Source organism: Enterobacter sp. T2 (assembly GCF_010692925.1).
In the GTDB taxonomy this organism is placed as follows: domain Bacteria; phylum Pseudomonadota; class Gammaproteobacteria; order Enterobacterales; family Enterobacteriaceae; genus Enterobacter; species Enterobacter kobei.
The window spans coordinates 2,534,831-2,546,736 of the sequence record NZ_CP048736.1; the positions used below are offsets into that span (position 1 = coordinate 2,534,831).

Sequence of the window (11,906 nt, forward strand, 5' to 3'; positions counted from 1 at the left end):
CCACTGCCCGGCTCGTCCGGGCATTTTTTTGTCATAAAAAAAGCCCGATGCTTTCACATCGGGCTAATCCAGATAATCAATGAATATCGTTTTAGTTACCTAAATAACATTCATGTGAATTATGGATAAATAATCTTAAAGGCATATAACGACGCAAAGACTACCTGAACTGGCGACTCATTAAAAATTTTTATTTGTTATGGTATAACCTTAATTATTCACCAAACAAATGATCATTACCGTGGTTTAATTCAGTTTAGATTTAACTCAATTCGTAACAATTATATTTTATTACTCTTCTGCGGAGTGTTTTAGCATGAGACCACTTTCTTATTTGGAAAGTTCAACAGGTAATTAAATAAAAACAACCGCAAAGGAATACCAAAATGCAAAGAAAAGTACTGGCTCTGATGATTCCGGCTCTGTTAATGGCTGGCGCAGCACATGCGGCAGAAATTTATAATAAAGATGGCAACAAATTAGACCTGTACGGAAAAGTAGACGGCCTGCACTACTTCTCTGATGACGCCTCTAAAGATGGCGACCAAACCTACATGCGTCTGGGTTTCAAGGGTGAGACGCAGATCAATGACATGATGACCGGCTACGCCCAGTGGGAGTACAACATTCAGGCTAATAACACTGAAGGGTCTGATAACCAGTCCTGGACGCGTCTGGCCTTCGCCGGTGTAAAAGTGGGTGACTACGGCTCGTTCGATTATGGCCGTAACTATGGCGTGCTGTACGACGTGGAAGGCTGGACCGATATGCTCCCTGAATTCGGCGGCGACTCTTACACCAATGCGGATAACTTTATGACTGGCCGTGCGAACGGCGTCGCAACCTATCGTAACACCGACTTCTACGGTCTGGTGCCGGGTCTGAACTTTGCGCTGCAGTATCAGGGCAACAATGAAGATGCCAGCAACAACCAGGAAGGTACCAACAATGGCCGCGACACGCGTCATGAGAACGGTGACGGCTTCGGTATTTCGACCACCTACGACCTTGGCATGGGCATCAGCGCCGGTGCTGCGTACACCTCTTCTGACCGTACCAACGACCAGGTGACGAATACCACTGCGGGCGGTGATAAAGCAGATGCCTGGACGGCAGGCCTGAAATATGATGCCAATAATATCTATCTGGCGGCGATGTATTCTGAAACCCGCAACATGACCCCGTATGGTGATAATACCGACGCCGTGGCGAACAAAACCCAGAACTTTGAAGTGACCGCGCAGTACCAGTTCGATTTCGGTCTGCGTCCGGCCATTTCTTATTTGCAGTCTAAAGGTAAAGACCTGGCCAACGGTCAGGGCGATCAGGACCTGGTTAAATATGCGGATGTAGGCGCTACCTACTATTTCAACAAGAACATGTCCACCTACGTTGATTACAAAATCAACCTGCTGGATGAAGATGATAACTTCTACAAAGACAACGGCATCAGCACCGATGATGTCGTCGCGTTAGGTCTGGTTTACCAGTTCTGATGATCAGAGCCCGCGAAATGCGGGCTTTTTTTTGAATGCCATCACAAATGGTAGCTTCAGAAAGGTTTTGGTTGAGGCTAAGTTGAGAGAAAGCAGGTTAGACTGCGCAGATGGCCCTTTCTTCATTAAGGACAACTGCGTTGTTTGCTCGTCTATCCTTAACCGTACTGACTCTTTTAGCCTGTTTGTGGATGGCGTTGATTTTTGATTTCCGCGATATTGTCGGACATCTCGGTGCGTTGTTGACCCGACTGGAAGGCGGTTAATCCTGCCCATGCAGTAATTAGCTTTTATGAGTCTCTCTTTTGCGAAACGAGAGATAACCAAACACCCCACTTTCGCCGTCCTTCGGATAGTTGACGCCGTCCATCACCGTCACTTCGGGGAAATCAAACGGCGAGACATTTTCAATACAGGACACATTCACGCCGTATTCATTAGGGTTAGAGCGACGCTGATGGAACGTATATATTCCGCAGACTGAGCAAAAGAAATGCCGCGCCGTCCCGGTGTGAAAACGATACTCCGTCAGCTTGTCCTCGCCTTTGGTTACGGTAATTCCCGATAACGGAGCAGAAACCGCGACTGCGCCCCGCATACGACAAAAAGAGCAGCTGCAGCGCCGCGCGGTGTTAAAGCCATCAGAGAGTTCGACCGTAAAGGCTACCGCGCCACAATGGCACTGCGCATGACGTACTTCAGCCATCGTTATACCCCTTTTCTCACCAGCTGGGCGGCTTTAACGAAAACCTCATCTTCGACACCATCGCCTTTCTGCCTGCCCAGCCTGACCAGTTCATCCACTATGCTGTCGCGATCGATCGGTCTCTGTGCGGAAACCAGTCCAATAACAGCGGCGCCGATCGCCAGCCCCACTAATCCTGTTTGTTCGTCTTTGTTCTTCATCTTCATGCTCCTGATACAACAAACAAGCGTAGCAGGATTTTAAAAACGCGGCGTCAGACCGTATTTGGGCGTTTTGATATTTGCCGCCCAAATCTTGATATCATTTTGCAGGAGTAGCGTGAAATCGGATTTTAGATAGGTCACCAGGCTATTGACGCTGTTCGCATCCACCACGGAGAAATGGTCTATTCTGTTCTGTCCAACCTGAACACAGCGATATTTTGCGGCCAGCACTTTGCCATTCACATTAAGCTGCTGGTTATTATCATCGCAACGGCCTTCAGTGATGTACGACACCACCAGATTTGCGGATTTACGCTCAGGCTGGAATATGCTCACCATGACAGGAAAACCGTCCGAGGTCTGCGTCATGTCATAGAGAACGGCATTTTTTATATACCAGGTATTATATTCCCGCTCCTGAAACGCTGACCAGCCAGGCGCAGAGAAAAACACCAGTGCTGCCAGTGCAATAGATTTTCTATTCATGGGATGCTGTCGTCCGTGTTGTTGCACGTATTATTCAGATTGTGCAAAAAACAGCAACCCACCAGGAATTGGCCTACTACTTTTGGCAGTAGGCCCGTTTCACGTTATTCAGATGCGTTCTCACCCGTCGCTGTCAGCCCGACACGCTGACCATATGAGAGCTCTAAGGTATTTCCGTCAGGATCGGCAAAGAATACGTAATACCCGACGGGATCACCCAGATCCTCCGGTGCTTTACGTAATACCCCTTCCTCAGTAGCCATCGCCGTTTTTCTGTCAATTTCTTCACGCGTAGCGCAGGCAATCCCAAGGTGGCCAAAATTCCCCAGCGGCGTATCGGTCACGTTGTCTGCCTGCACCAGAACCAGCGCAAAAGGTCGGGTGTGGTCAGTCAACCATGCCACTTTTCGGGCATCAGGAAGGCCGGGTTCACGCGAATGAATAACGTCCATCCCGGCGTATCGGCGATAGAACGTGATGCTTTTTTCCAGGTCCCTGACCATAAACGCAACATGCGTGAAGCCTACATCGATGTCTTTCATTTTAAGTTGTTACTCCTGTATCAACATGTCGAAGACATCTTAAAAGCTCAAGTTAACATGAGGTCAACGGGAATGTGTGCGGTCCTGACAACGCTCAATAAGGGGTAAAAGGAGAGCAATAATACAGCGCCATCATGGCTGAGAGACTCACCACAACACTGATCCAAAACCAGGTTTTGAACGGCTGCTTTTGCGTTTTATGGCGAAAGAGTTGTTGACCCAAAATCGCGCCAGGCCATCCTCCCACAACACCGTACAGGAGTAACGTAGTTTCCGGCACCCTGCGCATCCCTTTCCGTGCTGCCGTTTTATCGGCGCCATAAATGGCCATTGTCAGCACATTGATCAGCAGGAACCACACGGCAAAGGAAGACGAGGAGAAAAAGCTGCCGATCGCAGCGACAAGCAGAAGCAAAAAACAAAAACGATTGAGCGTCATAGGAACAGTCACTGGATTGGCGGGCGGATCTGGAAAGCCATTATACGCTATCTTAAGATAGTGTCAGGTTAAGGTGATTATTCCGTAAAACATGCTGGCATTCGTCGCAGCAATCCGTACCATACACGGCACACTTTCGCAGGCTGGTTTTCACTGCAGGCGCGAACCCGTCTTTTATTACCCGTCGGATGGGCACACAAATGCGCAGAGGGTGTTTGAAAGCATGCTATCCCGCTGGTGCCCATTTGAGGTTTGAGTTAAGAATAAATGCAAGCTAATCAAGAAGTTAACAAGAAAGAGCAATACAACCTGAACAAACTGCAAAAGCGTCTGCGCCGTAACGTGGGCGAAGCCATTGCAGACTTCAACATGATTGAAGAAGGCGACCGCATCATGGTTTGCCTGTCAGGAGGTAAAGACAGCTACACCATGCTGGAGATCCTGCGCAATCTTCAGCAAAGCGCGCCGGTTAATTTTTCGCTGGTAGCGGTCAACCTTGACCAGAAACAGCCGGGCTTTCCGGAACACATTCTGCCGGAATACCTGGAAAACCTGGGCGTTGAGTACAAGATCGTCGAAGAAAATACCTACGGCATTGTGAAAGAGAAGATCCCGGAAGGGAAAACGACCTGCTCGCTTTGCTCCCGTCTGCGCCGTGGCATTCTCTATCGTACCGCGACGGAACTGGGTGCGACCAAAATTGCGCTGGGCCATCACCGCGATGATATCCTGCAGACGCTGTTCCTGAATATGTTCTACGGCGGCAAGATGAAAGGCATGCCGCCTAAACTGATGAGCGATGACGGCAAGCACATTGTGATCCGCCCTCTTGCCTACTGCCGCGAAAAAGACATTGAGCGTTTTTCACAGGCGAAAGGGTTCCCGATCATTCCATGTAACCTGTGCGGCTCTCAGCCAAACCTGCAGCGTCAGGTGATTGGCGACATGCTGCGCGACTGGGACAAACGTTACCCGGGTCGCATCGAAACCATGTTCAGCGCGATGCAAAACGTGGTCCCTTCACACCTCGCTGACGTTGAGCTCTTCGACTTCAAAGGCATCAACCATGATTCAGAAGTGGTGAATGGCGGTGACCTGGCATTTGACCGGGAAGAGATCCCCATGCAGCCTGCGGGCTGGCAGCCGGAAGACGATGATAACCAACTGGACGAACTGCGTCTGAACGTGCTGGAAGTGAAGTAATCGGTTAGCGTCTCAGAAAGAACTTCTGAGACGCTTTATGCCTTATTTCAGTAGACGAACGCGGCAGGTTTTACCTTTAATTTTGCCATTTTGCAGCTGCTTCCATGCCTTATGGGCAACTGCCTGACGCACGGCCACATAAACATGCGCCGGATGAACCGCAATCTTACCGATATCCGCCCCTTCCAGACCGATATCGCCGGTTAATGCCCCTAACACATCACCCGGACGCATCTTGGCTTTTTTGCCGCCATCAATACACAGCGTCGCCATTTCGGCCTCCAGCGGCACGAGTTTAACGCTGCCCGGTGCATTCACCCAGTTCAGCGTGATCTGCAGCATTTCAGCGAGAATATTGGCGCGCTGCGCCTCTTCCGGCGCACAGAAGCTGATGGCAAGACCGCTGTTTCCTGCACGTGCGGTACGGCCAATACGGTGGACGTGGACTTCGGGATCCCATGCCAGCTCAAAGTTCACTACCAGCTCAAGGGATTTGATATCCAGACCGCGCGCCGCCACGTCGGTCGCCACCAGTACACGGGCGCTACCGTTGGCGAAACGCACCAGGGTCTGATCGCGATCGCGCTGTTCCAGATCGCCATGCAAAGATAAGGCGCTCTGCCCCGCCGCATTCAGCGCATCACACACCGCCTGACAGTCTTTTTTAGTATTACAAAACACCACGCACGACGCAGGCTGATGCTGACTCAGCAATTTCTGCAGGAGCGGGATTTTTCCCTGCTGTGAGGTTTCAAAGAACTGCTGTTCGATGGCCGGGAGCGCGTCGACGCTGTCTATCTCGATAGTGAGCGGATTTTTCTGCACGCGACCGCTGATTGCGGCGATGGCTTCAGGCCAGGTCGCAGAGAATAGCAACGTCTGGCGATCGTCCGGCGCGAAGCGGATCACTTCATCAATGGCATCACTGAAGCCCATATCCAGCATTCTGTCCGCCTCATCCATCACCAGCGTGCTTAATGCATCCAGCGAAACGGTGCCTTTTTGCAGGTGATCAAGCAGGCGGCCAGGCGTCGCGACAATAATGTGTGGCGCATGCTGGAGCGAATCACGCTGTGCGCCGAACGGCTGTCCACCACAGAGCGTCAGGATCTTGGTATTGGGCATAAAGCGCGCCAGGCGGCGCAGTTCACCCGCGACCTGGTCTGCCAACTCGCGGGTCGGGCACAATATCAGCGACTGAGTCTGGAACAGCGACGCGTCAATATGCTGCAGCAGACCAAGACCGAATGCGGCCGTTTTCCCACTGCCGGTTTTCGCCTGCACGCGTACGTCGCGGCCCTCAAGGATAGCGGGCAGCGCGGCCGCCTGAACAGGCGTCATCGTGAGATATCCCAACTCGTTGAGGTTGTCGAGTTGGGCGGCAGGCAGAACATTCAGGGTAGAAAAAGCGGTCACAGTAGTCTCTCGTGGTGATCTTTACGGTCAGATGGCGCGTATCCTCGCAGATCTCAGGGTTCGATGCGACAATTTAATCGGTTCTTCATCCGGCGGCGGATCGGGCATCGGCTGCGGACGCGGTATGGGATCGGGCATCGGCACAGGATCGGTGGGAACAGGGTCGGACTGACGCGATTGTTGCACGAGCAGAGCGAGTAAAATGCTCATCTTTCCCTCCAGGCTTGGTTGTCGTCCCTTTTAGGGTAGACGCTGAGAAACAGGAGGCAAAAAAAAGCCGACTATTAAAGTCGGCGTCGTACGAATCAATTGTGCTATGCAGTAATTCAAAAAAAGGAAGTAAGACAATATGGAGCGCAACGCCCATCGCTTGACGTTGCATTCACCTGCGGGAGTAATATTGCACCTTGCCGGGCTGATGTTTATTGACTTCGCTCAATTAAAAGAGCGTTTTAATCTCTGCAAAAGGGCAAAAAAACGTAAATTTACAGCCATTTACTACGATGCAACCACCATGCAACACCACCAATCAAAACAACTAACATGACGCAAAACGCGGTGAAGCCGTAATGGTAAGCACCACCGGGGATCCCCCCCAGATTGACGCCAAACAGCCCTGTCAGGAAGGTACTGGGTAAGAAGACCATCGCCATCAGAGACATCGTATAGGTTCTTCTCGCCAGCGACTCCTGCATCACCTGAGCAATTTCATCCGCCATAACCGCCGTTCGCGCGATACAGGAGTCGATCTCATCAAGTCCCCTGCCGAGTCTGTCCGCTATGTCCTGCATTCTGCGGCGCTGATCGTCATTCATCCAGTTGAGTCTTTCGCTGGCCAGACGGGCATACACATCCCGCTGCGGTGTCATATAGCGACGCATCACGATCAATTGCTTACGCAATAACGCCAGAAAGCCGCGCGGCGGGATTTGTTGATCGAGCAGGTTATCTTCGAGGTCGATGATTTTATCGTGCAGCTCTTCAATAAACTCGCTCGCATGATCGGTCAGGGCGTCACAGACGTCCACCAGCCAGCTACCGCAGTCGACCGGTCCGGTCCCCTCTTTGAGATCGTTCACAATGTCGTCCAGCGCCAGGACCTTCCGCTGGCGGGTGGACACAATCAGCCCGTCGTCCATATAGACGCGCATCGCCACCAGTTGATCGGGACGTTCATCCGTGCTGCCATTTATGCAGCGCAGGGTGATAAGCGTTCCGTCACCCATTCTGCTCACACGTGGGCGCAGGCTTTCTCCTGCCAGGGCGTCGCGCACGTTGTTGGGCAACAACGGGGTCGTGGCCAGCCAGTCAGCACTTTCCGGATGGGTATAGTTGAGATGTAGCCAGCAGGGATGCTCTTTATCAATGACATCATTATCTTCCAGCGGCCGGGCACCGCCGCGACCGTCCAGCACCCACGCAAAAACTGCGTCAGGAACGTTAAGTTCTGATCCTTTAATGCTCTCCACTGCGCCTCCCCCCTGTTTAGCTCTTTCGATGTCAGTCTAGCTTCCGTCGGGGGTTAAGCAACAACTATGTCTCGCATGGCGCTGAAATCGCTCAGGAATTGTACATACTGTGTTTCAGGAGAAGAAAAGCCTGGCATGCCAGGCTTTGAAGTGCTGTCAGAGCGAGTGCTCGGGCCGCTGGAGGAAAGGTGCAGGGCCGGTCAACGATGACGGCGACTGTCCCTGCTCAAGCCTGAAATTGCGTGTCCGCGTTTGCAGTTCAATCACCTGATTACGCAGGACATCAGAGGAACCATTGAGTTCCTCCGCCATCGCCACGTTACTTTGCGTGACCCGCTCCAGTTCAGACAGCGCCAGGGTGATCTGGTAAATGCCTTTCTCCTGCTCAGCGGTCGAGGTAGAAATCTCATCCATCAACCGGCTGACATTGCCGGAACCGGTCACGATTTCATGCATATTCTTTTCCGCTTCCGACACGACGCTGGCACCCTGGGTAACATTACTGCTGGTGACGTCAATCAGCGTCTTGATGTTTTTCGCGGCCTCCGCACTGCGGTGCGCAAGGTTTCTCACCTCTTCCGCGACGACGGAGAACCCTTTGCCGTGATCGCCCGCCCGCGCCGCCTCAACCGCCGCGTTAAGCGCCAGGATATTTGTCTGGAATGCAATCCCGTCGATTAGGGAGATAATTTCCGTCATCTGCTGCGCGCACTCGGTTATGGATTGCATATTGCTGGCAACCTGCTCCATCAGCTCTCCTCCCTTACGCGCCTGCAATGTCGCGACGTTTGCCTGCTCGCTCGCCAGACGGGTATTATCGGCATTGTTTCGGGTACTTGCCGCCATCTGCTCCATACTGGCAGCGGTTTGCACCAGAGAGGCAGACTGCTGCTCGGTTTTCACCGAGAGCTGAGCGCTACGGGCAGAGAGTTGATCCGACAAGGTCATGGCGTTTTGAGATGACGCCCTGATCTCACGCACCAGCGTCGCAATGTTACTGGAAAGACTATTAATTCCGGGGATTAATCGTCCCGCGCAGTTATTGCCAAACTCAGGGATTGAGACACCAAGATTACCTGCGGTCACTTCTTCAATACTTTTTTTCACAGTATTGATCGGCGTCACAAGAAACTTCGTCATATAACTCCAGAGCAAAAACAGCGCAACGAAATTAACCAGATTAATCGAAATGAAGAGAGAGAAATTGCTGGAAAATAGAGCAACGATACCTGCATTTACCAAAAAAAGGCATAACAGGAACCAGGCAATGAAGGTCCTGACACTAATATTTCTTAGCATGATTTTACCCACAACTTATATTTTGGTCGGCATTAAGACTTATAGCATTCACTTTTACGTTTGTCCTCACCTAACGCGCTGGTTTCTCGTTTCGCCGTTACGCACCCGATATTTAGCTTAAGTCAGGTAAAAAAAGCGTATTAGTAAAAATGTGCTGCGCCGAATGCTGTGATACTGGTTCACAACCACGTTAAGCGATACCATCACCTGCGACGAGACGATTCGTTCGTCCACGTATTTAAGGCGCTTTGCTAGTGATAGTGGTCTATGTTTAGCAATGCTTAATAAGTTAAAAACGAGAATATATTTTATATTCCCGGTGAGTATAGAGTTGTTATATGACTGGTCATTTTTCACGATAAATAACTAATATGGTTTGAATGCGCATTTTCGTTGCCCGATAAAAATGTGCCGGCAGGCGAAATCGGTAACCCTCTCAGGCGTGGGATTGCATAATGCTCAATATATCGTGGGACCCTGTGTTGATTGCTGTCTCTTATCTGGTGGCGTTTATCGCCTCCTTTGTAGCTCTGGACAGCGCCGGGAAAATTCCCCTTTCCAGCCGAAAAGCGGCTTTGTTCTGGCGGATTGCCGGAGGCGTAACGCTGGGCATCGGGATCTGGTCAATGCATTTCATCGGCATGCTGTCGATGCAAATGCCCATGATGATGAGCTACGATCTCTGGATAACCCTGGCCTCACTTGGTGCGGCGGTTATAGCCTCCACAACGGCCATTAATATTGCCGTTACGGGCAAACACCTCTCCCTGTTTAGACTGACAGTCGCCACGATCATTCTCAGCGCTGGCGTGGTCTCGATGCACTATATCGGTATGGCCGCATTGATGCTGGAGGGAAGCATCCTCTGGGATCAGCGGATTGTCGGTTTGTCCGTGGTAATTGCGGTTGTCGCCTCCGGTGTGGCGTTGTGGCTGGCTTTTCGTCTCCGGGATAAGCACAAAGGGGTCTTTGTAAATCGCATACTCGCGGCCTTAGTCATGGGTGCCGCCATCTGCGCAATGCATTATACGGGCATGAGTGCCGCGCATTTCCATGAGATGGCACGCACGCTTCCCGGCGGGATCGGCGAGCTGGGATTATCCATATGGGTTTCCGTCACCACACTCTCACTTCTTGGCGTGATGTTAATTATTTCGCTAATCGATTCGCACTGGCGCACCACCCGGCTGACGGACAATTTGCGACAACTCAATCGCCAGCTTGAGCTTCAGGCTCGCTTCGATGCCCTCACCGGGCTCGCAAACCATCATCAGATGGATATCCGAATGCAGGACTGTCTTCGCAGCGCCTTGCTGAGCAAGAGACAGTTTGCCGTGATCTTCCTGAATGTCGATCACTTCAAACGCGTGAATGATACCTGGGGCCACAGCGTGGGTGATGAGTTATTAATCACTATTGCCCAGCGCATTACGTCCCGGCTTACCCGTGAGATGACGCTGGCCAGACTGGGCGGGGATGCTTTTATCCTGCTGGTTCCCGAATGTGATGATGAAAAGCTTAATACCCTGCTCACCACCCTCCTCGCGGATATGCGCCGCCCGCTTTCACTCTGCGGTCACACGCTAAACACCACCATCAGCGCGGGGATCAGCCTCTATCCGAAAGATGGCGAAACGCTACATGAACTGAAGTTTAAGGCTGATGCAGCCTTACAACATATTAAAGAGGATGGACGTAACGGCTGGGCAATTTACCGTCCGGAGATGTCAACAACAGTGCCGGCGCAACCGGGTTTTCTGCAGGCGCTTTCTCAGGCCCTGGAACGCGATCAGTTTGAGCTCTGGTATCAGCCAACCTGGCACGCGGAAGATAAGACGATCCACGGTTTTGAAGCTCTTCTCCGCTGGCGTCATCCGGAGCAAGGCGTTTTGCTGCCGGGACTGTTTTTACCCACGCTGGAACAAACGGGTTTGATTATTCCGGTTGGCAACTGGGCGATTGAGGCCGCGTGTCGGCAGCTTCATTTCTGGACGGAACAGGGTTTCAGTCAGTGGACATTGTCGCTCAATTTATCCCCCGTTCAGTTCGAACAGCCGGATATCTTTCACATCGTCTCGTCGATGCTGGAAAAATATAATCTGTCTCCCTCCCGGCTGATTCTGGAGGTAACAGAGAGTACCGCGCTTAAAAATCTCGACCGCAGTATCGAGCTCCTGAACGCCTTTAACCATGCGGGTGTCACCGTCTCTATTGATGATTTTGGTACTGGCTATTCTAACCTGCTGATGTTAAGCGTTCTCCCGGCAAAAGAGCTAAAAATTGATAAGAGTTTTGTCACCTCTATGCTGGAAAACGAGAAAAGCCGTAAGCTGGTGGAAACCATTATTAATATCGCCCGGACCATGGAGATGAATGTCGTTGCTGAGGGCATTGAAACGGACGAACAGCAGGCGATACTGACCAGCCTTGGCTGTGACTATCTGCAGGGGTTCCTTTTCTCCCGCCCATTGCCTGCGGAACAGGTTCCGTGGCTGCTGCTACAGAAAAACTCAGATAAACAAATTATACCCATGAGTAAAATTCATACGGATCCCGCATTTATTTCACAAAAAAATCATGCCTGACAGGATTGAATAGCGTATGTTTCAGAGGAGTGGACGCGAGTTAATCTGACGTGATTGTCAGG

At 51.4% G+C, this 11,906-nt stretch carries 13 protein-coding genes and 1 pseudogene; 5 read left to right on the top strand and 9 right to left on the bottom strand.

Going from position 1 to position 11,906, the window contains the following annotated elements; genetic code table 11:
• Window positions 1-386: 386 nt before the first annotated feature.
• Both ompC and G0034_RS23385 read left to right on the top strand, forming a co-directional pair.
• Window positions 387-1,496 (top strand): porin OmpC, encoded by a 1,110-nt coding sequence (gene ompC / locus G0034_RS12145; protein WP_045268213.1) that lies wholly within the window; start codon window positions 387-389, stop codon window positions 1,494-1,496.
• Between the two features lie 140 nt (window positions 1,497-1,636).
• Window positions 1,637-1,762, top strand: coding sequence for a hypothetical protein (locus G0034_RS23385; RefSeq protein WP_255199877.1), 126 nt, complete (start codon window positions 1,637-1,639; stop codon window positions 1,760-1,762).
• Window positions 1,763-1,779: 17 nt separating this feature from the next.
• On the opposite strand, the gene G0034_RS12150 is transcribed toward G0034_RS23385, so the two are convergent.
• The 5 genes from G0034_RS12150 to G0034_RS12170 form a co-directional block, all read right to left on the bottom strand.
• Window positions 1,780-2,202, bottom strand: a complete 423-nt coding sequence (locus tag G0034_RS12150; protein ID WP_179120905.1) for a GFA family protein — start codon at window positions 2,200-2,202, stop codon at window positions 1,780-1,782.
• Between the two features lie 2 nt (window positions 2,203-2,204).
• A complete protein-coding gene (locus G0034_RS12155; RefSeq protein WP_014883975.1) occupies window positions 2,205-2,402 on the bottom strand; it encodes a hypothetical protein in 198 nt (65 codons plus the stop codon).
• Between the two features lie 39 nt (window positions 2,403-2,441).
• Window positions 2,442-2,891: a hypothetical protein gene (locus tag G0034_RS12160; RefSeq protein WP_014883976.1), complete on the bottom strand. Its 450-nt coding sequence runs from the start codon at window positions 2,889-2,891 to the stop codon at window positions 2,442-2,444.
• Between the two features lie 104 nt (window positions 2,892-2,995).
• Window positions 2,996-3,433, bottom strand: coding sequence for a VOC family protein (locus G0034_RS12165; protein ID WP_045135219.1), 438 nt, complete (start codon window positions 3,431-3,433; stop codon window positions 2,996-2,998).
• 94 nt (window positions 3,434-3,527) lie between these two features.
• A complete protein-coding gene (locus tag G0034_RS12170) occupies window positions 3,528-3,872 on the bottom strand; it encodes a DUF1294 domain-containing protein (RefSeq protein WP_045268214.1) in 345 nt (114 codons plus the stop codon).
• 81 nt (window positions 3,873-3,953) lie between these two features.
• On the opposite strand from G0034_RS12170, the pseudogene G0034_RS23655 reads away from it, so the two are divergent.
• Both G0034_RS23655 and ttcA read left to right on the top strand, forming a co-directional pair.
• A pseudogene (locus G0034_RS23655) lies at window positions 3,954-4,066 on the top strand (hypothetical protein); the annotation flags it as partial.
• Between the two features lie 73 nt (window positions 4,067-4,139).
• A complete protein-coding gene (gene ttcA / locus G0034_RS12175) occupies window positions 4,140-5,075 on the top strand; it encodes a tRNA 2-thiocytidine(32) synthetase TtcA (protein ID WP_032636334.1) in 936 nt (311 codons plus the stop codon).
• Between the two features lie 42 nt (window positions 5,076-5,117).
• Here the strand turns inward: ttcA and dbpA are convergent, their stop codons facing one another.
• The 4 genes from dbpA to G0034_RS12195 form a co-directional block, all read right to left on the bottom strand.
• Window positions 5,118-6,491 carry an ATP-dependent RNA helicase DbpA gene (dbpA, locus tag G0034_RS12180; protein ID WP_014884033.1) on the bottom strand — a complete coding sequence of 458 codons (1,374 nt, stop codon included), beginning with the start codon at window positions 6,489-6,491 and terminating at the stop codon, window positions 5,118-5,120.
• Window positions 6,492-6,518: 27 nt separating this feature from the next.
• Entirely contained in the window at window positions 6,519-6,701 is a 183-nt protein-coding gene (gene ynaL / locus G0034_RS12185; protein WP_000025608.1) for a proline-rich small protein YnaL, read from the bottom strand.
• 275 nt (window positions 6,702-6,976) lie between these two features.
• Complete coding sequence (gene zntB / locus G0034_RS12190) at window positions 6,977-7,960, bottom strand: zinc transporter ZntB (RefSeq protein ID WP_014884034.1); 984 nt, start codon at window positions 7,958-7,960, stop codon at window positions 6,977-6,979.
• Window positions 7,961-8,116: 156 nt separating this feature from the next.
• Window positions 8,117-9,259 carry a methyl-accepting chemotaxis protein gene (locus tag G0034_RS12195; protein ID WP_065242412.1) on the bottom strand — a complete coding sequence of 381 codons (1,143 nt, stop codon included), beginning with the start codon at window positions 9,257-9,259 and terminating at the stop codon, window positions 8,117-8,119.
• A gap of 455 nt (window positions 9,260-9,714) precedes the next feature.
• Here G0034_RS12195 and G0034_RS12200 point away from each other — a divergent pair, with 455 nt between their 5' ends.
• A complete protein-coding gene (locus G0034_RS12200; RefSeq protein ID WP_045268216.1) occupies window positions 9,715-11,844 on the top strand; it encodes a putative bifunctional diguanylate cyclase/phosphodiesterase in 2,130 nt (709 codons plus the stop codon).
• Window positions 11,845-11,906 lie beyond the last annotated feature (62 nt).